This window comes from Pseudomonas sp. KU26590 (assembly GCF_026153515.1).
GTDB lineage: Bacteria > Pseudomonadota > Gammaproteobacteria > Pseudomonadales > Pseudomonadaceae > Aquipseudomonas.
Genome location: NZ_CP110644.1, coordinates 5,505,881 through 5,527,177 on the forward strand (window position 1 = coordinate 5,505,881; position 21,297 = coordinate 5,527,177).

The following is a 21,297-nucleotide window of genomic DNA, read 5'->3' on the forward strand; positions in this document are numbered from 1 at the left end:
GCGAAAAGACGCTCCATAACCTCGATTTACACCGTCCCGCAAATGAGGGGGGGCGTGAATTGGGGGCGATTGTAGATACGTAAAGTTTTATTGACTATAAGTTTCTGCGCAACAGTTAATTTCGTAATTGGTAAAAATGCGGTGTTATGTCGCACCTTGAAAAGGCGCAAAGCCCCGGTTCTATTGAAGGATCTCCGGGGCTTTGTTACGCAACACTTTGTAATCAGCGTGCTTTCATCCGGTTACGAATAATTCCCGCTGGAACAAGCACGACGGTCAGTACAAACGCTACCAGTGCCCATTGTGCCAACGACATACCGAGAACTGGCGGATATGGCGTCTCGCAGAAACCACCTACCTGAAAGCCTAGCGGAAATAGGGACGCCAGGGGCAGGCCGTCGACGATCGGCTGGAGCACGTCAATGCCGCAGCTCTCGGTCGGGTGGGTCTGGATATACACATGACGCCCCGCCGCAACGAGCCCGCCCACTGCGCTCAACATCACCAGCGCTTCACAGATGGTCAGGCTCAGACGGCCCGGCATTGCTGCGCCGATGAACGCAAACACCGCGATGAACAACAGCGCATACCGCTGCAGGATGCACAGCGGGCAAGGCGCTTCACCCAGCACCACCTGCATGTACAAGGCGCCGCCGATCAACGCCAGGCAGATGATTCCCAGCAACACCAAGAACTGCTTTTCACGCCGCAGGTATAACATCTCTTCAGTCATGCACATTCCCTTTGAATTGGAGTCATCCGGATCGACGGATGTGGAGTGTTGCGGCCCGGACGCCCCGCAAGGGCGGCGATTCTATCACCCTCGTGACACCCGGTTCACGTAGTGCCATTCGGGACAGAACGCCAACGCCTCCCGGTCCACCGCCGCAACCCGCGCAATGGTGAACACGTCCGCATTAGCCGAGCGTTAACATTCCAATTCAAACGGTATCGTGACCTCTCCCGTTTCCCACTTATATATAGAAGAGTGCGGCTTTTTGTCGCAGGGCCGGAGCGCCGCGAGAAGCCCTTCTATATATATGTAGGATGCGTCTAATTGTCGCAGCGATTATTCCAGCGCTGACGCAGGACCGAAGAATTCGTAACGCGCCTGTGCATCGGGCACGCCCGCCGCCTTCAACTGACGCTTCATCGCCGCCATGAAGCCTTTCGGACCCAAGAAGTAGGCGTCAACGTCGCGATTCTCCGGCAACCATTGCTCCAGGCGCGTCTGATCCAGCAGACCCATCCCATGGGCCGCCGGGCTGACGCCGTCGTCTTCGGAGTAGCAATAGAAACGCTTGAGCTGAGGATGCTGGCTCGCCAGGCTTTCGATCCAGTCGCGAAACGCGTGAACCGAGCCGTTGCGCGCACAGTGAATGAAGGTGATCGGCCGCTGGGTCGGCAACGCCGCTTCAAGCATGGTCAGGGTTGGCGTGATGCCGACGCCACCGCTGATGAGCACCAGCGGTTTGTCGCTGTAAGTCAGCGTGAATTCTCCCGATGGCGGATACAGATTGATGCTGTCGCCGACCTGCAACTGATCGTGCAGGTAGTTGGAGGCGACCCCGTCAGGCTCGCGCTTGACGCTAATCCGGTACTGATTGTTTCCGGCCAGCGCCGACAGCGAGTAATTGCGGCGGATCTCCTCGCCGTCCACGTACAACTGAATGCCGATGTACTGGCCGGCGGTGAATGGCAGGATCGGCTGGCCGTCTGCCGGCGCAAAGTAGAACGAGGTGATTTCCGCGCTCTCCGGCGTTTTGGCGACCACCTTGAATTCACGCTCGCCACGCCAGCCGCCCTCCGCCTGGGCTTTCTCTTGGTAGATGGCTTCTTCAGCCCCCATCAGAATGTTGGCTAGTTGCCCGTAGGCGTTGCCCCACGCGGTAATCACGTCTGGCGTTGCGATCTCCTCCCCCAGCACCTTGCTAATGGACTCCAGCAGGCACTCGCCAACGAGCGGATAGTGCTCGGGAAGGATCTGCAGTGCCACGTGCTTGTTGATGATTTTGGCGACCAGATCGCCCAGTTGATCCAGCTGATCGATGTGCCGCGCGTACATCAACACCCCGTTCGCCAGCGCGCGGGGCTGGTCACCACTGGCCTGGTGAGCCTTGTTGAAGAGAGGTTGCACCTGCGGGTATCTGTCGAGCAGCAGCTTGTAGAAATAGGTAATCAGCGCCTCTCCGCCGCTTTCCAGCAGTGGCACTGTGGATTTAACGATTGCACGATCCGATGCAGACAACATAGAAAACTCCTGAGAAGTAATGAGCAAGCGTTACCTCGATACTTCAGGAATCGTGCCAGTCACTCCAACCTATTAAATCAAGGGCTTAGCCGAAGCAAAGTCAATATGACCCGATGAAATCGCACGTCAAAATGACCTTCCCACAGTCAATTTGACTGCGATGCTGAGTCACCAGCCGGCCGGGAAAAATCGAAAGGGTTAAAGCCTGACTTCGGCAGGTCGATAAACCGTCATCGAAAGCTGTTGGCCGATTCCACGCGGCCAGGCAACGCATCACAGAAGGTTTATATGTCCAAGAACGTCCGCGCAGATTCACTCTCGCTTCTGCTGTTCACGTTACGCAGCGGAAAGCTGATGGCGATCAACCTGCTCAAGGTCAGTGAAATCATCCCCTGCCCTCCCCTCACGCGTCTGCCGGAATCCCACCCACACGTGAAGGGTGTCGCCACCTTGCGTGGCAACCCGCTGTCGGTGATTGACCTGAGTCGTGCCATTGGCGAGCGTCCGTTGGTGGACCCGGACGGCGGCTGCCTGATCGTCACCGATGTCAGCCGCTCCAAACAGGGGCTGCACGTGCAGGCAGTCAGCAAGATCGTTCACTGCCTGACCACTGACATTCGTCCGCCGCCCTTTGGCTCCGGCAACAAGTCGTTCATCACCGGTGTGACGCAGGTCGACGGGACGCTGGTTCAGGTGCTGGACATCGAGAAGGTCATTCACGGCATCGCACCACCGCGGATCGTCGCCGAACGCGCCGAGCTGAGTGCCGAGGACGCCGCAGTGCTGGCCAAGGCGCGCATTCTGGTGGTCGATGACAGTCAGGTGGCGCTGCAACAGTCGGTGATCACCCTGCGCAATCTGGGCATCGAATGCCACACCGCCCGCAGTGCGCGGGAAGCCATCGATCAGTTACTCGATTTGCAAGGCACCGCGCAGCAGATCAACGTGGTGGTGTCCGACATCGAGATGTCGGAGATGGACGGCTACGCGCTCACCCGCACGCTTCGGGAAACGCCGGACTTCCAGGAGCTGTACGTGCTGTTGCACACTTCACTGGACAGTGCGATGAACGCCGAGAAAGCCAATGCTGCCGGCGCCAACGCTGTTCTGACCAAGTTCTCCTCGCCTGAGCTGACACGATGCTTGATCGAAGCCGCCCGCACGGTCGAAGCTCAGGGAATCTGAGACCGACCGCAGGCGACGCCTCCACCGCGCATTACTGGTTGATGCGTCGTGACCTCGGCCCGGCCCTCGATGATCCGGACTGGCCCGCTGCCGTGCGTCCCGTTGTATTCACTGTTCAGAACGCCCCGGCGGTACACCAGTTGCTGATGCTGGGTCGCGAGCACGGCGGCGGTCGGGTGGCGGACTATGCCACCTGGCTGGGCGCCTTCGAGACGGATCCCGAGTTTGATCAGGCGCTGTGTTTGGTTCTGGAGGACGCTCAGGGCGTGGTGGCCGTTGCGCAGTGCTGGACCAGTGCATTCATTCGCAATCTGGTGGTTCACCCGCGCGCCCTCCGCCAAGGCTTGGGTCTGGCGTTGCTGAATCAGGCGTTCGCGGCCTTCCGCCAGCGGGGCGAAGGCCACGTCGATCTCAAGGTGATGGAAAGCAATCTGGGCGCACGCCGGCTGTATGAGCGCGCCGGTATGCAATATATTCAGCGCCACGAACTCGAACCGCGCTGAATCTACGCCGAGACGCGTTCCTCCCTCACGCCATGGAGAGCCCCACCCATGAAGATGCACACCGCGTTGTTGCTCGTTCTAACCGCCTGCGCTGCTGGCCAGGCCCATGCCTCCAGCCCGGACGCCTGGGCCGCTTTCAACAAAACCCTGGTCGACAGTTGTGTCAGCGCCAGCTCCCTGAAAAACGCCAAACCTGCCGGCGCCGATGCGGCGTTCGATGACAGCGTCGGCTTCAACGCGCTGTTGATCAAGGGCCAGTACAAACAGGCATTCATGAAGAACAAGACCGGCACCGAGCTTTGCCTCTACGACCGCAAGAACAAGAAAGCGCTGATTACCGAGTGGGATAACGTCACCACGTTGCCGAAGAAGTAAGGCGACTTGCGCTCGGACCGTTCGCGACTTGAGCCGATTGGGCGGGATAAATCCCACAGCAACGGTCGCCTCCGGACACCCCCTTGCGTCTGGAGCGTGCCCGCATGAAGCGCGTCGCGATCGTGCTGTTTCCCAACGTGCAGTCCCTGGATGTGGCCGGCCCACTCGACGTCTTCGCCGAAGCCAATCGTTTCCTTCCCGAGGGTGATGGCTACGACATCATCACCATCGGCACGGCGCCCTACCCGATCATTGCGTCCAACGGCATGCCGCTGGGTGCTGAGTATTCCCTGGCGGACGCGCCGAAGCCGGTCGACATCCTCTTGATTCCGGGCGGCCCTTCGCTGCCGGATGGCGATGAAATGCCGGCTATCACCCGGTGGCTGCTGCAAGCCGTGCCCCACTTGCGACGCTACGGCTCGATCTGCACCGGGGCGTTCATCCTCGGGCACGCCGGATTGCTGGATGGCAAGCGGGCCGCCACCCACTGGAGCCACGCTCAGCAACTCGCCGACCAGTTCCCGCAGGCCAGGGTCGAGCCAGACCGCATCTATGTTCGTGACGGTGCGCTGATGACATCAGCCGGGGTCACGGCAGGCATCGACATGGCGCTGGCCTTGGTGGCGGAGGATCATGGCCCGGCGATTTCCCTGGCGGTGGCTAAGCGTCTGCTGGTGGTGGCCCAGCGTCAGGGCGGGCAGTCGCAGTTCAGCCCGTACCTTGCGGCGTCGGCAGATGACGATTCCCCCGTGGCCAAGGTGCAGCGCTACGTGATGGAGCATATCGGCGAACCGTTTTCAGTGGAGCGACTGGCCGACGTGGTGGCGATGAGTCCGCGCACGTTCGCCCGGGTGTTTGCCCGCGACGCCAAAGTCACGCCAGCGGAGTTCGTGCAACGCGCGCGCATCGACGCCGCCCGCCACTTGCTGGAAGGCAGCAAAATGGCGATCAAGGCGGTGGCGTATCACTGCGGATTTGGCAGCGCCGCGCGGATGCGGCTGATCTTCAGTCAGCGTCTGGGGGTGACGCCGACTCAGTACCGGGACAGTTTTCGCAAGCAAGCATGAGCACGGCGGGCGGAGGATCAACTCTGCAGCGTGCACGCCAGCGAAACTGTGATCAGCGCTTGCCCATCGACCGACGCGTGCCAGAAGGCGCAGCGCCAGGACGCTTGTCGTGGTTCGATTTGCCCGGGCCTTTGTAGTGCTGCTGATCCTTCTTCGCCTGCAACAGCTCGCCCGATTTGAACGGGAAGCTGAACGCCGGAATCGCAGGTTTTGTATCCGCCGCCGCAGCGTTGGCGTCGACCGAAGCGTGCGATTCACGAGCATCAGGAGCGGGCGTGTGTTCGGGGTGGTCATGAAAGCTCCGGAAGGGCAGACGGTCGAGGAATACGGGCGGCGCCCGAGGGCCGCGCAGCATACCTGAATCGCCGGCGGATCGCTTCTGCCAACAGACCGACTGCGCGCGCCTATTTGTAGAACAGATCCACCATCACTTCCGCCGAAAACGGGCCGGCGGTCGGCGTGCTGGTTTGCCACAGCAGCTCGGCGTTGAAGTCCGCTGTCTCCGAGTAATTGCCCTCCAGCAGATCGGTCAGGTGGAAGGGTTCGTGGAACGGCACGGGCGAGCCGTCGCGGGCACGGGCAATGCGAACGCCGATGCTGTTGTTGTTGGCCGGCACCAGTACGTCACCCTTGAGGATCCCGGACACCGGCGTGATGCGCGCATTGAGACTGAACGGCGATTCGCACGTGCGGCTCGTGGCCAGGGCAAAGCGCTGAAAGGTGGCGACTTCTCCCACCCGTACGTTGCGGATGGCCACGTCGCCGAAATCCACGGTCTCGGGCATGACCCGCAATTCAGCGTCGCAGGCGACGAAGCGCAGCCCCTCAAGGTTGTTGATGACGTAGCTGAGCGTGGGGTCAGACGCCGGACTCTGCCCGCTGCTGCCGTCGAGCTGAAACATACGATAGTCGTGCAGACCACTGGCGACGCCGGACGGCGGGGTCGGTCCGTACTTCTGAATGAACACCGAAAACGGCAGGTTGAACGTAACGCTCGGGCAGACCGAGCGTGCGTCCGTGCAGGCAGGGGCTTGCTGACGCGTGGGAATTCGCCCGCTGGTTTGCACGAAATCAACGCCGCTCACCGTGAGCCCGGCGCGAATCCCCTGTCCGATCTGCAGGTTGTCAGGGTTCAGATCAATGACTACATCCTCGGGGCCGCCCGGTTCGTCCCTCGCGCATTCGACGGCAAGGTTCAGTCGCTCCGAACGCCAGACTGCGGTGCCATCGGGCAGATTCGCGGGAATGGCGACGGTGCTGCTCAAGTCCGCGCGCACCACCGAATCACCGGCGCCCTGGGTCTTGCAGGTCAGCGCCATTGCGAGGCCAGGCATCAATAGCGTCATCAGCAACGTGATCGGCAGCGTCAGCCACCCTCGGATGATGGGTGTCTTCATGTCAGCATTTCCCTATGAGTGAGTGTGAATCCGACGTGTGCAGCGGCACATTGAACGGCTGCGCGTCCTGGAACGGCGCGCAGTAGTCGCGCTGTCCGCCGTAATCGGTCATGGCCTTGAAGCTCAGGGTGTCAGGCACTGTGCCCTCCGGGCCGAGAACAGGCAGCGCGAGTGATGCGTCCGAAAAAGGCGCCAGCAACCGGTGGTCTGCGACCTCGATTCCATTAATGCGCAGGTTCTGCAGCGAGACGTGATACGGCGTCGGGTTGCGCACGGTCAGCGTGGCGTCAGCCGATGGAGCGCGCTGCCAAAGCAGCGTTTGCGCCGCCTCCGCCGGATCGCCGGGCAGCCCCGCCGGGCGATAGAACACGTTGATGCGCTGGCGAATGGCGATGCTCAACTGCTGAGCCGCCGTGCTGCGCCGGGGGATTTCCAGCACATACAGATGCAGCATCGACTCCCGGTCCCGGGGCATGCCGACGCCTTCATAGAGCAGGCGCAGGGTCTGCTTGCCCTTGGCCGGCAGGCGCACCAGGTGCGGGGTCAACGCAAACGGCAGATCAGCGGCGCGACCATCGCCTGGTTGATCATCCCGGCGCGGCGCATCAAGCCAGGCCTGAATCAGGGCCTCGGCATCGCTGCGGTTGCTGACCTCGATCGTCGCCTCGTTGTAGCGACCGTCGAAGATCAACCGTGTGCCTGACAGCGACACCGCGCCTTGGGCCATGCCGCTGATCACGGCCAACAACACTCCTGCCAGATAGACCTGTTTCATTGGCATTGCACCTTCAGCCGATCGTAGCTGCGGTGGGCTTCTTTGGGTGGCAGCGCGAAGGATGCGCGGCACTGCTGATCGGTCCATTTGACGACAAGCTCGCCGCTGTCCCGCTCGCTCAGCACCAGCGCCCGGCCGCTGGGATCAACGGTTGCCAGCGGCTTGCCCTGCTCGTCTTCCACCGCGGCGCCCATGGGCAAGCGGCTGCCATCGGCGCGCACCAGTTCGAATTGCACACGCCGACCGATGGCCGTGCGAAAGCTGAGCAGGGGCGCCGCGCCGCGCCGGGGCACGACTTGATCCACCGCATTTTCCAGTTCGATATTGGCACCCAGCTGGCGAGTGTCGAGGTTCACCCAGTTGGTTCGATAGGGCTGGGCATAAGGCAGGATCGCGTAGCCGTTGTCGGCGGTTTCGACGTTACTGAAGTTGCTCAATCGCGCACCGCCGACGCCTTTCACCTGAACCAGCGCGAAGGTCTCACCCAAGGGCTGGCCGAAATTGACGCCGCCGGCATGAGCGACCACCGAACCCGACGCGCCCATGCTCAGCGCCTGGTAATCGCTGCCCTGCCCGTACCCGGCATCGAAACGTCCATAAGCCGTTGTGGTGCTGAGCTTGCCGAACCCTGATGAACCGGTGTTGCTGTCATGCCCCGCCTGTACTGAGTAGAAGCTGTTGCGGTCGTCGAATATCTGACCATTCAGGCCCGACTGCACGCTGGATGCGCCGGAGCTGTCGCGAACGGCATTTCCGAACACCCGCGAGGAGCCGGAATCGCTCCCCAGCGGCAGGCTTACTGTCAGCGCGATGCGGTTGTCCGACTGATTATCTCCGCTGCGCTCGAAAGTCTGGTTGCGCTCGAGCGACACGCTGTAGCTGAGGCTGCGCCATGCCGAGTTCCACGACAGAAAAAGCTGGCGCGTTTTGCTGCCCCGGTCCCAGTAACGTTGCTCGGATCCGGTAAAGCTTAGCGACGCAGACTGCTCCGGCAGCGACTGGGTCAGGCTGATTTCGAGGCGATCTTTGGCACGCCCGCTGGCTGATCCGTCACGCGCTTGCAACGCATCGACATGGTCGTCGAACGTCAGGTATTGATCCGTTGAATAGCGATAGCCGGCCACGGCGAGCGTGGTCTGGGTCAGGTCCAGCGTATTGGCGTAGCGAACGCGCAGGCTCTGTCCGCTGTAACGTTGCTCACGCTGGCGGCTAAGGGACTGGGTCACGTCCAGCGACACCGCGCCCAGTCCGGTATTGATCCCGGCACCGATGTTGCTCGCCTGATAGTCCTCTGCGATTTGCACGCCGCCCGCTGCCGTCACCCGCTCGGTCAGGCCATACACCAAGGTGCCGGAGGTAAAGCCGGGAGAAAGACCGTCCTCCGTGTTGCTGTCGTATTGGCCGGCGGCGAGGCTGTACCGCAGCGCGCCTTTGGGCACCATGATGGGCAGCGACGCATAGGCCTGGACGAATACGCGCTTGCTGCCGTCGGCTTCGACGACCGTCACTTCCAGGTCGCCGTTCGACCCGCTGGGATAGATGTCGGTGATTTCGAACGGCCCCGGCGAGACGTTGCCGCTGTACAGCATGAAACCGTTCTGACGCACTTCCACCAAGGCGTTGGTGTCGGCAATGCCGCGGATGACCGGCGCGAATATCCGCTCGCTGTCGGGCAGCATGCCCTCGTCGGACATCACCATGGCGCCGAGGAATCGAACGCTGTCGAAGACTTGCGAATCGGTAAAGGTCTCGCCCAGGGTAAGCTGGCTTTTCAACGCAGTGATGTCACGCTGCATGAACGTCCGATTGCTGCGAAAGCGATACGGCTGATCATTGCCAAAGGTCAGCGAGGATTCGTTGCGCAGGCGCCAGGCACCGAGGTTCACACCGTTGCGCATGCTCAGGTAATACTGATCCTGCGCTTGAGATCGACCTTGGCCGCTGCGGGTACGGCGCGCGCCGCTGAAGTTGTAATTGACGAAACCGACCGTCTCGCCCTCGTCCCATAACTCGGGTGGCACATACCCGCGAGCGCTGCTGGACATCATCGCCTGAGGGATGCTGATGTTCAGGCGCAGGCTCGCAGGCTGGTAGTCGACGCGGGCAAACTCGACCCGCGCCGGCAGATCGAAACATTCCGTCGGCGAAGCATCGCCGGCTTGCACTGCCTCCGGGTTCATGCCGAACTCGCGGAGCATGTCCAGCGTAAGGCAGGCCTCGACGGTGCCTTTCGCAGGGTTGGCGACGAAGTTGATGTCACGCCGCCCGCTCAGCACACGATTGACATAGACGTCCGCCCGGTAGCTCCCGGGGACTACGCTGTTGCCGTGCAAAAATGTCGCGAGATCGGCGGGCTGATTGGTGCCCTGGATAAACGAGGTGTTGAATTTCACATCGGCCGCGTCGGTGCTCTGATGGGTCATGGCCACCGCAGACGACGCCAGCGCCAATCCTGCGGACGCAACAATGAGCCTCGCCAACGGGCTGATGCGCAGCAGCGAATGCGCCTGATGTCTGCGGTCGATGCCTGAAGAGCAGGCTGCAATCCGTGCATATCCCTTGTGGTGATCTCGGGGTTCCATTAGCGGGTTTCACTCGTGTTCTCAATTCCGGCGCGCTGGCAAAGCAGATTTGGCAGGCGCAAGGGGCTGGAGCCGCATGACTGCGACTGAAGAAAGACTTGGGAAAATCCGACTGGCTACTGCGTGGCTACTCTGTCCCGGCGACGCTTCTGGCGGCTTGAATCGTCTGCCCCCCGGACACCTGCGCGGTGTACGGCTCCTGGGCGCCGAAATCGTTGATGCTGATGAACCGCAGGTCCACCGCGTGACCGCTGCCCAGTTGCTTGAGGGGCAATTGAACGGTCTGCCTGGGCGCGACCATTCGGCTGTCGGCGGTGAGCACTGTCTTGCCCTGCTGTCGGGCGTCGATCTGGATCATCGACACGTGATACGGCGTCGGATTGCTGACCTCCAACTGGCCGTCCTTCACTCGCCATTGCAGGCTTTTTGCTGCGTCGAGCGGATCGCCACTCAACGCGGCGGGCCGGTAGAAGAGCTTGATGCGCTGCCGGATCGCGATCTGCAGCTGGTTGTCCTTCGCCGACTGCGGGATTTCCTGGACGTTGAGCCAGAACACGGACTCACGGTCGTCGGGCAAACCTTCGCCGGCGTAGATCACCCGAATCATTTGCCGGGCACTGCCCGCCATTCGTGCCAGTGGCGGGGTGATGACAAATGGCAGGTTCTCGGCAGTGAAGTGGGCATCCGCTTCGAGCCAGGACTGGGCAAGGATGTCTGCCGTACCGCTGTTGTTCACGACGAAGCTGACCTCCTTGTCCTGGGCCTGATAAATGACACGCGTGGTGTTCAGCACGATGCCCGCCTGCGCCGGGGCAGCCAGAAGCAACCCCAGCCACAGGGCGGAGCAGCGAATAAAATCAGGAAGCATGGTGAGACCGTCCTGGGCGTTGAGGTGGAAGCGAGGTAGGCGAGCGAGCCATTGCCCGCCCGCCCGCTACATCACTGGTAATCCATCACGAACGGCAGGAAGCCGTCGGCATTACCCGGGTTGGTCGGCGCGCCGTTGAGGACATAAACGGCGCCGAAGTTGATCTCGGCGGTCGCGCCATCGGCGCCGTCCTTGACCAGCGGCGTGTCGATGGTTTCGTTGCCGCTCAGGTCCATCAGCTGGTTGGACGCATTGAGCAGGCCGATGCCCACGCCGTCCGCCGCTCCGGTAGCCCGCAGCAGTTTCTGATCGAGGTTGTCCAGACCACTGCCCTGACGAGCGACGAAGCGCATGTTCACGGTGTTGTATTGATCGGCGCCGCCGGTGCAATTGACCAACAGCTGGATGGGCGAAGCGGTTTCGAGTTTGTTGTCGGCGAAGCGACCGATGTCGGAAAACGAGACGTTGCCCAGGTCAACCTTGATCTCGCCTGGATTGTTGCCAGGGCTTGCGCCACTTCCGGCGCCGATGTCACACGTGATGTTGGTCAGGGTGCCGGTGAAAACAAGTTTGCCGTTGTTCGCAGCATTCGCGGTCCCGGAAATGCCAAGCCCCATTGCGGCCACGATAGCCAGGGTAAGAGAAAGCTTTTTCATATAACGACGTTCCTTGTGTCGATTCGTGTGTGCCCAAAAGGACGAGACGAACTATAAGCAGCGCTTCCAGAGTCGGCTGTCAGGCGTTCTACATCCTGTGGATTGAAAAGACAGTGGGGCGTGTAAGACCTTTCGGTAGGAGGTGACGCTTTAATGTCACAGGGCCCGTAGACTGGGGCTTCCGGCTATAAGCCCTCAGAAAAGCCGGGGCGAACGTTTGCACTGCACGCCGGATTGCGTGGAAGCAAAAGAGCGCCTGCAAAACGTTCACCCACAAAAAACCCGGCTCGATTGAGCCGGGTTGGTCAGCAGATGTTGCGGGTGAGGGAATAAGCGCTTATTGGTAAGTCAGCGTGACAATGCCTGCGTGAGCATCCGCATCGGCTGTCGTTAGCTCGGCGTAACTGGCCTGCACGGGCACAGCGTGCTGGCCGCAAGCGTCGTCACCGCGACTCAGCGCCACGCTGACATGATTGCCCGCTTGCAGGGTTTTAAAAGGGAGGGTTGTCGACGGACCACTAAAGGCCTGCGCGTCGCATGCCGCATTGACGACGCTGCCGTGAAACATAAGCGCGCCCTGGGCAGCCCAGGCAGCGGGAACCGTCATGGCACCTGCGCCGATGACCGCGATCGAGAAAAACAGCGAAACAGCCTTTTGGCTTTTCATCGCACTACTCCGGAGTAGGAACCGGCTGACCAATGTCTGTCCAGGTCCAGTGAACCAGCATTCAGAACTCACGAAGTTTATGTAGGAATCTTCCCCGTCACAGTAGAACTCGTTCATCAAAACTCGTGCCTTCTACTTGGGTATCGCCCTGCGGCGTTCTTTCTTTACCCACGTTCATCGTCTGCCGTTATTCACCTGACAATATTGACAGGTAGCAGTCATTTTGCTGACCGGGTCAAAGGGTTATAAAGAACGCTCTCGGTTACCCGCCCCTCATTCACTGGTTGGCCCTGTCCCTGTATGCAGAAGAAGAACAAAGTGGTGATGCTCGCGACCCTGTTGGTCGTGCTCTTGGTGACAGGCGTCTGGGCAGTGACCCGCCCCGCGGCGAAAAAGGTCAGCGCCCCGGTTGCCGTGCCGGTGCGCGTGATCAACGTGATGCAAGAAGACGTGCCGCGTTACGTCACCGGAATCGGCTCGGTGCTGTCGCTGCAAAGCGTGGTAATCCGCCCGCAGGTGGACGGCATCCTGACCAAAGTGCTGGTGAAGGAAGGGCAACAGGTCAAAGCGGGTGATCTGCTGGCAACCCTCGATGATCGCTCGATCCGCGCCGCACTCGAGCAGGCTAAAGCGCTGTTGGGCCAGAGTCAGGCGCAGTTGAACGTGGCCAATGTCGACCTCAAGCGCTACAAGTTGCTGACCGTCGACAACAGCATTTCAAAGCAGCAGTACGATCAGCAGCAAGCACTGGTCGATCAACTCAAAGCGACGGCGCTGGGTAATCAGGCGTCGATCAATGCCTCGCAGGTGCAGCTGTCCTACACGCAAATACGCTCCCCCGTGACAGGTCGTGTGGGCATTCGCAATGTCGATGAAGGTAACTTCCTGCGGGTCAGCGATGCGATCGGGCTGTTTTCGGTGACGCAGATTGACCCGGTGTCGGTGGAGTTTTCCCTGCCGCAGCAGATGCTGCCCACGCTCCATGATCTGATTGCCTCCAGCACGCCCGCGCCGGTGAACGCTTACCTCGGCGAAGGCGCGACCGGCACGCTGCTGGGTCAGGGCAAGTTGCTGTTGATCGACAATCAGGTGGCGGCCAGCACCGGCACCATTCGCGCCAAGGCGATATTCGACAATGCGGCGGAGAAGCTGTGGCCCGGGCAACTGGTGACCGTGCGGATTCAGACGGCCATTGATCGCAATGCCTTGAAGGTCCCGCCGCAAGTGGTGCAGCGCGGCATCGACCAGCATTACGTGTATCGGGTCAAGGGCGACACGGCCGAGGTGGTGCCGGTCAACGTGCTGTATCAGGACAGCGACCTGATGCTCATCAGCGGGGTGGAGGCCAATGACGTGCTGGTCAGCGACGGTCAGTCGCGCCTGAAAAACGGTGCGCACATCGAGGTGGTCAAGGGTGATCCTGTGGACACCCTGGCCGACTCTACCGGGGCGGCGAAATGAACAGCCGCGGGTCCATTTCCGCCTGGTGCGTCAACCACCCGGTCGCCACGGTTTTGCTGACCTTCGCGCTGGTGTTGCTCGGCTGCATCGCCTTCCCTCGCCTGCCGGTCGCGCCGCTGCCAGAAGCCGAGTTTCCGACGATTCAGGTCGCAGCCCAACTGCCCGGCGCCAGCCCGGAAACCATGGCTTCTTCGGTGGCGACGCCCCTTGAAGTGCAGTTCAGCGCCATCCCCGGCATGACCCAGATGACGTCGAGCAGCGCGCTGGGCTCCACCAACCTGACGCTGCAATTCACCCTCAACAAAAGCATCGACACCGCCGCGCAGGAAGTGCAGGCAGCCATCAATACGGCGGCCGGACGCTTGCCTGCGGACCTGCCGACACTGCCGACCTGGCGCAAGGTCAACCCGGCGGACAGCCCGGTGCTGATCCTCAGTGTCAGCTCGAACCTGATGCCCGGCACCGAACTCAGCGACGTCACCGAATCCCTGCTGGCGCGTCAGTTGAGTCAGATCGACGGTGTCGGACAAGTCAACATCACCGGCCAGCAACGTCCGGCGATCCGTGTGCAGGCGGCACCTGAAAAACTCGCGTCGATCGGGCTGACCCTCGCCGATCTGCGGGTATCCCTGCAGCAGACCAGCCTGAACCTGGCCAAGGGCGCGCTGTACGGCAAAGACAGCATTTCCACCCTCGCCTCCAACGACCAACTGTTTCAGGCGAAGGACTACGAGCAACTGATCGTTTCCTACAAAGATGGCGCGCCGGTTCATCTGCGTGACGTGGCGAGGGTCATTAACGGTTCGGAAAACGCCTACGTGCGGGCCTGGTCCGGGGATCAGCAGGGCGTGAACATCGTGGTGTTCCGCCAGCCCGGCGCAAACATCGTCGAGACGGTGGATCGCGTGCTCGGCCAATTGCCCAAATTGCAGGAAATGCTTCCGGCGTCGGTGGACGTTTCGGTGCTCAGCGACCGCACCAAAACCATTCGCGCGTCGTTGCATGAAGTTGAAATGACGCTGCTGATCGCCATCGCGCTGGTGATCGCGGTCATGGCGCTGTTCCTGCGCCAGCTCTCTGCGACGCTGATCGTAACCGCCGTGCTGGGCGTGTCCCTCGTCGCCAGCTTCGCGCTGATGTACGTGCTCGGCTTCAGCCTGAACAACCTGACCCTGGTGGCCATCGTGGTGGCGGTGGGGTTTGTCGTCGACGATGCGATTGTCGTGGTGGAGAACATCCATCGGCACCTGGAAGCCGGCGAAAGCATGCGCGACGCGGCAATCAAAGGGTCCAGCGAAATCGGCTTTACCGTGGTGTCGATCAGTTTCTCGCTGATTGCCGCGTTCATTCCGCTGTTGTTCATGGGCGGGGTGGTGGGCAGGCTGTTCAAGGAGTTCGCGCTGACCGCGACGTCGACCATTCTGATTTCGGTGGTGGTGTCGCTGACGCTGGCGCCGACCCTTGCGGCGCTGTTCATGCGCGCGCCCAAACATGATCCCCACGCCAAACCCGGCTTCGGTGAACGACTGCTCGCGCGGTACGCTCGCGGCGTGCGCTTCGCCCTCGCCCACCAGCGATTGATGCTGGGAATTTTCAGCCTGACCCTGGTGCTGGCGGTGGCCGGCTATGTGCTGATCCCCAAAGGTTTCTTCCCGGTTCAGGACACCGGCATGGTGCTGGGCACGAGTGAGGCGGCGGCGGATATTTCATTCCCGGACATGATCGAGAAACACAAACAGCTGGCGAAAATCATCGCAGCGGATCCGGCGGTCAAGGCGTTCTCGCATTCGGTGGGCGTCAGCGGCAGCAACCAGACGATCGCCAACGGCCGGGTATGGATCGCCCTCAAGGACCGGGAAGACCGGGATGTCACGGCCAGTCAGTTCATCGATCGGATCCGACCGAAACTGGCGCAAATCCCTGGCATCGTCCTGTATCTGCGGGCCGGTCAGGACATCAACCTGAGTTCCGGTCCGAGCCGCGCGCAGTATCAATACGTGCTCAAGAGCAACGACGGCGCACTGTTGAATGTCTGGACGCAGAAGCTGACCGATAAGCTGAAAACTCTGCCGGCTTTCCGCGACCTCTCCAATGACTTGCAGCTGGGCGGCAGCGTGACCCATCTGGACATCGACCGCAGCGCCGCCGCGCGCTTCGGCCTGACCACGGCGGACGTCGATCAGGCGCTGTACGACGCTTTTGGTCAGCGCCAGATCAACGAATACCAGACCGACATCAACCAGTACAAAGTCATCCTGGAGCTTGAACCGCAACAGCGCGGCAAGGCCGAAAGCCTGAACTACTTCTACCTGCGCTCGCCGCTGACCAATGAGATGGTGCCGTTGTCGGCGCTCGCCAAAGTCGGTGCGCCGAAGATGGGCCCGTTGTCGATCAGCCATGACGGCATGTTCCCGGCCGCCAACCTGTCGTTCAACCTATCGGCCGGCGTGGCGCTGGGGGATGCGGTGGTGCTGCTCGATCAGGCGAAGAACGAGATCGGCATGCCGGCCTCGATCATCGGCAACTTTCAGGGCGCGGCCCAGGCGTTCCAGAGTTCGCTGGCTAACCAGCCGTGGCTGATTCTTGCGGCGCTGGTGGCGGTGTACATCATTCTTGGCGTGCTTTATGAAAGCTTCGTCCATCCGTTGACGATCATTTCCACCCTGCCCTCCGCCGGTATCGGTGCGCTGTTGCTGCTGTGGCTGATGGGTCAGGACTTTTCGATCATGGGGCTGATCGGGATCGTGTTGCTGATCGGCATCGTCAAGAAGAACGGCATTCTGCTGGTGGACTTCGCACTGGACGCCCAGCGCAACCGCGGAATGTCCCCGCGCGACGCCATTTATGAAGCGTGTCTGACGCGTTTCCGGCCCATCATCATGACCACGCTGGCCGCATTGCTCGGCGCGCTGCCGTTGATGCTCGGTTATGGTGTCGGCGCTGAACTGCGTCAGCCATTGGGCATTGCCGTTGTCGGAGGATTGCTGGTGAGCCAGGCGCTGACGCTGTTTACAACGCCCGTGATCTACCTGCAGCTTGAGCGACTGTTCCATCGCCAGCGTCAGACGGCTGACTCGGCAGCGCCAGCCTCGACAACTTCAGCCAGGCCGGCCGCAGCCGACCTGGTCGCTGAAAAATAAGCGGTTGAAACCAGGCACCTAATTAGCAAGCAGTGAAAAAGTGAGCGTGGACCGATGCGTGTCCTGATTATCGAAGACGAAGAGAAAACCGCCGATTACCTGCACCGGGGCCTGACCGAGCAGGGTTACACCACCGACGTCGCGCGCGAGGGCATCGAAGGCCTGCACATGGCGCTGGAAAGCGAATACGCGGTGATCATTCTCGACGTCATGCTGCCGGGCCTGGACGGCTATGGCGTGCTGCGCGCCCTGCGCGCGCGCAAACAGACGCCGGTGATCATGCTGACCGCGCGCGAGAACGTTGACGATCGGATTCGCGGCCTGCGCGAAGGAGCTGACGATTATCTGGGCAAGCCCTTTTCGTTTCTGGAACTGGTGGCGCGGCTGCAAGCCCTGACCCGGCGCAGTGGCGGCCACGAGCCGGTGCAGATCAGCGTCGCCGATTTGTGGATCGACCTGATCAGCCGCAAGGCCACCCGGGCCGGCGTGCGTCTGGACCTCACCGCCAAGGAGTTTTCGCTGCTCAGCGTACTGGCCCGGCGCCAGGGAGAAATCCTGTCGAAGACGTCGATTGCCGAGATGGTCTGGGACGTGAATTTCGACAGCGATGCCAACGTCGTCGAAGTCGCGATCAAACGTCTGCGCGCCAAGCTCGACGGGCCGTTCGAGCAAAAACTGCTGCACACCATTCGCGGCATGGGTTACGTGCTGGAGAGCCGTCGTGTCGACTAACTCCATCGCCCTGCGCCTGAGCGGCATGTTCGCCCTCGTGGCGCTGCTGGTGTTTCTGCTGATCGGCTGGGCGCTTTACCTGCAAGTGGACAAGGGCCTGGGGCTGTTACCGGAAGCCGAAGTCGACGCCCGCTACAGCGTGCTCGAATCGGCCGTCCAGCGTTACGGAACACCTGAGCACTGGGCGAAAATCAACGCCAAACTCAAGCTGCTCGGCGAGGAAGACAAACGCCTGCGCTTCTGGGTGGTCAGCGACAACCCGACCTATGAATTCGGTAACCCGGACGCCGAGATCCGCGCCTTCGCCAAGGGCCCGGTGGGCATGCGCGACTTGAACCTGAGCGGCCATGATTACCCGTTCAAGGTGCTGGTCAGTCAGTTCCCGGCGAAAGATCAACGTCCGCCGCTGCGTTTTCTGACAGCGGTCGACACCGAAACCTTCTGGCAGACCCAACATTCCCTGCTTATCGCGCTGATCAGTCTGGCAGGCATCGGCATCCTGCTGGCTTCTGCGCTGGGTTACTGGGTGGCGCGCATCGGCCTCAAACCGCTGACGGCGCTGTCCCTGGAGGCGCGCAAGCTGACGCCGCCGCGATTGAGCGGGCGCCTGAAGTTGTCACATCTGCCGCCGGAGCTGGATCAGTTCGTGACCTCGTTCAACTCGACGCTGGATCGGGTCGAGCAGGCCTATTCGCGACTGGAGTCGTTCAACGCCGACGTTGCCCATGAATTGCGCTCGCCGCTGACCAATCTTATCGGCCAGACCCAGGTGGCGCTGACTCGAGGGCGATCGGCCGAGCATTACTTCGAGGTGCTGCAATCCAACCTTGAAGAGCTCGAACGGCTGCGCTCGATCATCAATGACATGCTGTTTCTGGCCAGCGCCGATCAGGGCAGCAAGGCGACGCAACTGACCCAGGCGTCACTCGCTCAGGAAGTGGCGAAGACCCTGGATTATCTCGATTTCATTCTCGAAGACGCCCAAGTGCAGGTTGAAGTGCGTGGGGATGCCAACGCGCCCATCGAAACCGCGCACTTGCGCCGGGCGCTGATCAACCTGCTGCACAACGCGGTGCAGCACACCTTGCCGGGGCAGTTGATTCATGTGGATATTCGCGATGAGGGCGATCACGTCAGCATCGGCGTGACCAATCCCGGCGCGCAGATCGCCGGGGAGCATCTGCCGAAACTGTTCGAGCGCTTCTACCGCGTCGACGCCTCGCGCAGCAACAGCGGCGCCAACCACGGGCTTGGCCTGGCGATTGTAAAAGCCATCGCCCTGATGCACGGCGGCACCGTGTTCGTGCGCAGCGAGCATGGGATGAATACGTTCGGGATTAACTTGCCGAGTTGAGACTGGCGTCTGGATTAGCGTGCGGAGAATCTAGGCGGCACACAATCCATTGTGGGAGTGAGCTTGATTGATCGTTCCCACGCTCTGCGTGGTATCGCCGCTGGGGATGCTCCGCGCCCCTTCCCGCATTCCGGTGACGCGGAGCGTCATCAGCGGCACTCCCACGCGGAGCGTGAGGAACGATCAACGTGGGTAGCCAGCGGATTCGCGGGATCAACCCTTCTTCACAAACTCCGATTTCAACTTCATCGCGCCGATGCCGTCGATTTTGCAGTCAATGTCGTGATCGCCGTCCACCAGGCGGATGTTTTTGACCTTGGTGCCGACCTTGACGACCAGCGACGAGCCTTTGACCTTCAGGTCTTTGATGACCGTGACGGTGTCGCCGTCCTGCAGCGTGTTGCCCACTGCGTCCTTGATTACCTTGGTGTCATCGCCCGCCTCGGCGCTGGCGCCGTCAGCCGACCACTCGTGGGCGCATTCCGGGCACACGAGTTGGCTGCCATCTTCGTAGGTGTACTCGGAACTGCATTTTGGGCACGGCGGTAAGCTCACGGCGGATCTCGCATCAGAGGGAATAGGCGCAGGATTATAAGGGTTTTTACCCCCTTGAGGAGCAGGCGCCCGAAAGAGCTGAAAACAACGCCAGCTGCTGTAGTCTCAATCGCAAGAACGGTGAGGTGCCGTGATCAGGGCAAGGAGTCCGCAATGAACGATCCATTTGGCCTGCAGCGGTTCGTCGAGGCGCAAACGTCGATGCACGAACGCGCGTTGGCGGAACTGAAATCCGGGCGCAAGCAGTCGCACTGGATGTGGTTCGTGTTCCCGCAACTGGCCGGTCTGGGCCACAGCGACATGGCCCGGCGGTACGGCGTCAGCGGGCGTGAAGAGGCGACTGCCTATTTGCAGCACCCGGTATTGGGCGAGCGGTTGACGCGCTGTTGCGAGGCGTTGCTTGAATGGAAAAACCGCAGCGCCATGCAGATCATGGGCTCGCCGGATGACATGAAACTGCGATCGAGCATGACGCTGTTCACAGCGGTGGCGCCGGACACGCCGGTTTTTCAGCAGGTGCTTGAGGCGTTTTTTGAAGGTAAGCCGGACAGTGTGACCTTGTCGAAGCTGGCTTGAGAAATATTCAGCGAGCCGTCCTGACATGAGCGTTGATCGCCTGATGAGACACGCCCAGAGGAACGCAAATCCGTAGGAGCCGGCTTGCTGGCGAACCCGTTGTGTCAGCGACATCATCGTATCTGACGCTCCGCGTTCGCCAGCAAGCCGGCTCCTACAGTATCTGAGACAATCCCTAAGACGTAAGCCAAGCCAACGGTCCGGGATACAGCGCTAAAGCCGCACCCTGCAGCCCGACGTTACGCCAGCGCCGTGTCCATCACCATCATCAAACAGAACCCGACCAGCAATCCGAAGCTGGCGATTTTGTCGTGACCGTTGCGCCGGGATTCGGGGATGATTTCGTGGGTCACCACCAGCAGCATCGCCCCGGCCGCCAACGCCAGTCCCACCGGCAACAGTAATGCGGCCACTTCCACCAGCCAGGCGCAGAGCACCGCGAATACCGGCTCGACCAATCCGGACGCCGCGCCGATCAGAAACGCCTTGAACCGGGACATGCCGGCCGCCGCCAAGACCAGCGCGATGACCAGCCCTTCCGGCACGTCCTGAATGGCGATACCCATCGCCAGGCTGTCGGCGTGGGCCAGACCGCCACCCGCCGACACGCCCACTGCCATGCCTTCCGGAATGTTGTGGGCAATGATGGCAATCACAAACAGCCAGATGTTCGAGGGGATCGCCGGCTTCCCGGCCACCTCCGATAACTGCGGCCCTCTGGAAACCAGCGTGTCGACCAGAAACAAACCGGTCGCGCCGAGCAGTATCCCGAAGCTGACCAACGCACCGGCGCCCCATGGGGTAAAGCCCAGATCATGGGCCGCGCCCAAGCCCGGCACGATCAACGAAAAAGCCGTCGCCGCGAGCATGATGCCGGCGCCGAAACCCAGCAGGCCGTCGGACACCGCGACCGGCATGCCGCGAATCACCAGCACCGGCACGGCGCCCAGGGCGGTGCCCAACGCGCAGATGGCGCCGCCTTCCAGGGCTCGCAACATTCTGGGCTCGAGTGCAATCCATGAGAGTCCCTGGGCCACCAGCAAACCGGTGCCGACGAGGACCAGAATCGAGCCCAATGCCAGCCGCAATAACCGCACGCTGCCGAGAGCCAGTATGTCCGAGCGCATAAATCGCCTTATCCGAGGTCTGGGAG

20 protein-coding genes are annotated in these 21,297 nt (G+C 61.4%); 9 read left to right on the forward strand and 11 right to left on the reverse strand.

Annotation, left to right across the window (positions count from 1 at the left end; translation table 11 throughout):
• Positions 1-223: 223 nt before the first annotated feature.
• Positions 224-733 (reverse strand): disulfide bond formation protein B, encoded by a 510-nt coding sequence (locus OKW98_RS24505; RefSeq protein ID WP_265387031.1) that lies wholly within the window; start codon positions 731-733, stop codon positions 224-226.
• A 336-nt stretch (positions 734-1,069) separates the two neighbouring features.
• Positions 1,070-2,251: an NO-inducible flavohemoprotein gene (gene hmpA / locus OKW98_RS24510; RefSeq protein WP_265387032.1), complete on the reverse strand. Its 1,182-nt coding sequence runs from the start codon at positions 2,249-2,251 to the stop codon at positions 1,070-1,072.
• 288 nt (positions 2,252-2,539) lie between these two features.
• Here hmpA and OKW98_RS24515 point away from each other — a divergent pair, with 288 nt between their 5' ends.
• The 4 genes from OKW98_RS24515 (at position 2,540) to OKW98_RS24530 (ending at position 5,381) form a co-directional block, all read left to right on the forward strand.
• On the forward strand, positions 2,540-3,436 hold the full coding sequence (locus OKW98_RS24515; RefSeq protein WP_265387033.1) for a chemotaxis protein CheV: 897 nt from the start codon (positions 2,540-2,542) through the stop codon (positions 3,434-3,436).
• Positions 3,437-3,477: 41 nt separating this feature from the next.
• Positions 3,478-3,939 (forward strand): GNAT family N-acetyltransferase, encoded by a 462-nt coding sequence (locus OKW98_RS24520; RefSeq protein WP_265387034.1) that lies wholly within the window; start codon positions 3,478-3,480, stop codon positions 3,937-3,939.
• A 48-nt stretch (positions 3,940-3,987) separates the two neighbouring features.
• On the forward strand, positions 3,988-4,314 hold the full coding sequence (locus OKW98_RS24525) for a hypothetical protein (protein WP_265387035.1): 327 nt from the start codon (positions 3,988-3,990) through the stop codon (positions 4,312-4,314).
• A gap of 104 nt (positions 4,315-4,418) precedes the next feature.
• A complete protein-coding gene (locus tag OKW98_RS24530) occupies positions 4,419-5,381 on the forward strand; it encodes a GlxA family transcriptional regulator (protein WP_265387036.1) in 963 nt (320 codons plus the stop codon).
• A gap of 52 nt (positions 5,382-5,433) precedes the next feature.
• On the opposite strand, the gene OKW98_RS24535 is transcribed toward OKW98_RS24530, so the two are convergent.
• From OKW98_RS24535 to OKW98_RS24565, 7 genes are all read right to left on the reverse strand, one after another.
• On the reverse strand, positions 5,434-5,736 hold the full coding sequence (locus OKW98_RS24535; RefSeq protein ID WP_265387037.1) for a hypothetical protein: 303 nt from the start codon (positions 5,734-5,736) through the stop codon (positions 5,434-5,436).
• 49 nt (positions 5,737-5,785) lie between these two features.
• A complete protein-coding gene (locus OKW98_RS24540; RefSeq protein ID WP_265387038.1) occupies positions 5,786-6,778 on the reverse strand; it encodes a fimbrial protein in 993 nt (330 codons plus the stop codon).
• A gap of 1 nt (position 6,779) precedes the next feature.
• Positions 6,780-7,553, reverse strand: a complete 774-nt coding sequence (locus tag OKW98_RS24545; protein WP_265387039.1) for a molecular chaperone — start codon at positions 7,551-7,553, stop codon at positions 6,780-6,782.
• Positions 7,550-9,976: a fimbria/pilus outer membrane usher protein gene (locus tag OKW98_RS24550; protein WP_265389827.1), complete on the reverse strand. Its 2,427-nt coding sequence runs from the start codon at positions 9,974-9,976 to the stop codon at positions 7,550-7,552. Before OKW98_RS24550 ends, OKW98_RS24545 begins: the two co-directional genes overlap by 4 nt.
• Positions 9,977-10,262: 286 nt before the next feature.
• Entirely contained in the window at positions 10,263-11,003 is a 741-nt protein-coding gene (locus OKW98_RS24555) for a molecular chaperone (protein WP_265387040.1), read from the reverse strand.
• Between the two features lie 71 nt (positions 11,004-11,074).
• The gene (locus OKW98_RS24560) at positions 11,075-11,659 is read right to left on the reverse strand and encodes a fimbrial protein (RefSeq protein ID WP_265387041.1); all 585 of its coding nucleotides are present in this window, start codon (positions 11,657-11,659) and stop codon (positions 11,075-11,077) included.
• 337 nt (positions 11,660-11,996) lie between these two features.
• On the reverse strand, positions 11,997-12,443 hold the full coding sequence (locus tag OKW98_RS24565; RefSeq protein WP_265387042.1) for a hypothetical protein: 447 nt from the start codon (positions 12,441-12,443) through the stop codon (positions 11,997-11,999).
• A gap of 183 nt (positions 12,444-12,626) precedes the next feature.
• Here OKW98_RS24565 and OKW98_RS24570 point away from each other — a divergent pair, with 183 nt between their 5' ends.
• Genes OKW98_RS24570 through OKW98_RS24585 form a run of 4 tightly spaced genes read left to right on the forward strand, consistent with a single transcriptional unit; the run spans position 12,627 to position 19,013 of the window.
• Positions 12,627-13,787 (forward strand): efflux RND transporter periplasmic adaptor subunit, encoded by a 1,161-nt coding sequence (locus OKW98_RS24570; RefSeq protein WP_265387043.1) that lies wholly within the window; start codon positions 12,627-12,629, stop codon positions 13,785-13,787.
• Positions 13,784-16,927, forward strand: a complete 3,144-nt coding sequence (locus tag OKW98_RS24575; RefSeq protein WP_265387044.1) for a multidrug efflux RND transporter permease subunit — start codon at positions 13,784-13,786, stop codon at positions 16,925-16,927. The genes OKW98_RS24570 and OKW98_RS24575 overlap by 4 nt, the downstream gene beginning before the upstream one ends.
• A 54-nt stretch (positions 16,928-16,981) precedes the next feature.
• Positions 16,982-17,659 carry a heavy metal response regulator transcription factor gene (locus tag OKW98_RS24580; RefSeq protein ID WP_122534987.1) on the forward strand — a complete coding sequence of 226 codons (678 nt, stop codon included), beginning with the start codon at positions 16,982-16,984 and terminating at the stop codon, positions 17,657-17,659.
• Complete coding sequence (locus tag OKW98_RS24585; protein WP_265387045.1) at positions 17,649-19,013, forward strand: heavy metal sensor histidine kinase; 1,365 nt, start codon at positions 17,649-17,651, stop codon at positions 19,011-19,013. The genes OKW98_RS24580 and OKW98_RS24585 overlap by 11 nt, the downstream gene beginning before the upstream one ends.
• A gap of 213 nt (positions 19,014-19,226) precedes the next feature.
• On the opposite strand, the gene OKW98_RS24590 is transcribed toward OKW98_RS24585, so the two are convergent.
• Complete coding sequence (locus tag OKW98_RS24590; protein ID WP_065990097.1) at positions 19,227-19,568, reverse strand: zinc ribbon domain-containing protein YjdM; 342 nt, start codon at positions 19,566-19,568, stop codon at positions 19,227-19,229.
• Between the two features lie 153 nt (positions 19,569-19,721).
• On the opposite strand from OKW98_RS24590, the gene OKW98_RS24595 reads away from it, so the two are divergent.
• Positions 19,722-20,144, forward strand: a complete 423-nt coding sequence (locus OKW98_RS24595; protein WP_265387046.1) for a DUF1810 domain-containing protein — start codon at positions 19,722-19,724, stop codon at positions 20,142-20,144.
• A 239-nt stretch (positions 20,145-20,383) separates the two neighbouring features.
• Here OKW98_RS24595 and OKW98_RS24600 read toward each other — a convergent pair whose 3' ends face one another.
• Positions 20,384-21,271 (reverse strand): ZIP family metal transporter, encoded by an 888-nt coding sequence (locus tag OKW98_RS24600; protein WP_265387047.1) that lies wholly within the window; start codon positions 21,269-21,271, stop codon positions 20,384-20,386.
• Positions 21,272-21,297 lie beyond the last annotated feature (26 nt).

Excerpts from the sequence above, each read along its gene's own strand:
- OKW98_RS24550 (WP_265389827.1), bottom strand. The coding sequence starts at position 9,976 with ATGACCCATCAGAGCACCGACGCGGCCGATGTGAAATTCAACACCTCG.
- OKW98_RS24565 (WP_265387042.1), bottom strand. The coding sequence starts at position 12,443 with ATGAACGAGTTCTACTGTGACGGGGAAGATTCCTACATAAACTTCGTG.
- OKW98_RS24530 (WP_265387036.1), top strand. The coding sequence starts at position 4,419 with ATGAAGCGCGTCGCGATCGTGCTGTTTCCCAACGTGCAGTCCCTGGAT.
- OKW98_RS24540 (WP_265387038.1), bottom strand. The coding sequence starts at position 6,778 with ATGAAGACACCCATCATCCGAGGGTGGCTGACGCTGCCGATCACGTTG.
- OKW98_RS24545 (WP_265387039.1), bottom strand. The coding sequence starts at position 7,553 with ATGAAACAGGTCTATCTGGCAGGAGTGTTGTTGGCCGTGATCAGCGGC.
- OKW98_RS24570 (WP_265387043.1), top strand. The coding sequence starts at position 12,627 with ATGCAGAAGAAGAACAAAGTGGTGATGCTCGCGACCCTGTTGGTCGTG.
- OKW98_RS24505 (WP_265387031.1), bottom strand. The coding sequence starts at position 733 with ATGACTGAAGAGATGTTATACCTGCGGCGTGAAAAGCAGTTCTTGGTG.
- OKW98_RS24555 (WP_265387040.1), bottom strand. The coding sequence starts at position 11,003 with ATGCTTCCTGATTTTATTCGCTGCTCCGCCCTGTGGCTGGGGTTGCTT.
- OKW98_RS24560 (WP_265387041.1), bottom strand. The coding sequence starts at position 11,659 with ATGAAAAAGCTTTCTCTTACCCTGGCTATCGTGGCCGCAATGGGGCTT.
- OKW98_RS24535 (WP_265387037.1), bottom strand. The coding sequence starts at position 5,736 with ATGCTGCGCGGCCCTCGGGCGCCGCCCGTATTCCTCGACCGTCTGCCC.
- hmpA (WP_265387032.1), bottom strand. The coding sequence starts at position 2,251 with ATGTTGTCTGCATCGGATCGTGCAATCGTTAAATCCACAGTGCCACTG.
- OKW98_RS24575 (WP_265387044.1), top strand. The coding sequence starts at position 13,784 with ATGAACAGCCGCGGGTCCATTTCCGCCTGGTGCGTCAACCACCCGGTC.
- OKW98_RS24580 (WP_122534987.1), top strand. The coding sequence starts at position 16,982 with ATGCGTGTCCTGATTATCGAAGACGAAGAGAAAACCGCCGATTACCTG.
- OKW98_RS24515 (WP_265387033.1), top strand. The coding sequence starts at position 2,540 with ATGTCCAAGAACGTCCGCGCAGATTCACTCTCGCTTCTGCTGTTCACG.
- OKW98_RS24520 (WP_265387034.1), top strand. The coding sequence starts at position 3,478 with ATGCGTCGTGACCTCGGCCCGGCCCTCGATGATCCGGACTGGCCCGCT.
- OKW98_RS24525 (WP_265387035.1), top strand. The coding sequence starts at position 3,988 with ATGAAGATGCACACCGCGTTGTTGCTCGTTCTAACCGCCTGCGCTGCT.
- OKW98_RS24600 (WP_265387047.1), bottom strand. The coding sequence starts at position 21,271 with ATGCGCTCGGACATACTGGCTCTCGGCAGCGTGCGGTTATTGCGGCTG.
- OKW98_RS24595 (WP_265387046.1), top strand. The coding sequence starts at position 19,722 with ATGAACGATCCATTTGGCCTGCAGCGGTTCGTCGAGGCGCAAACGTCG.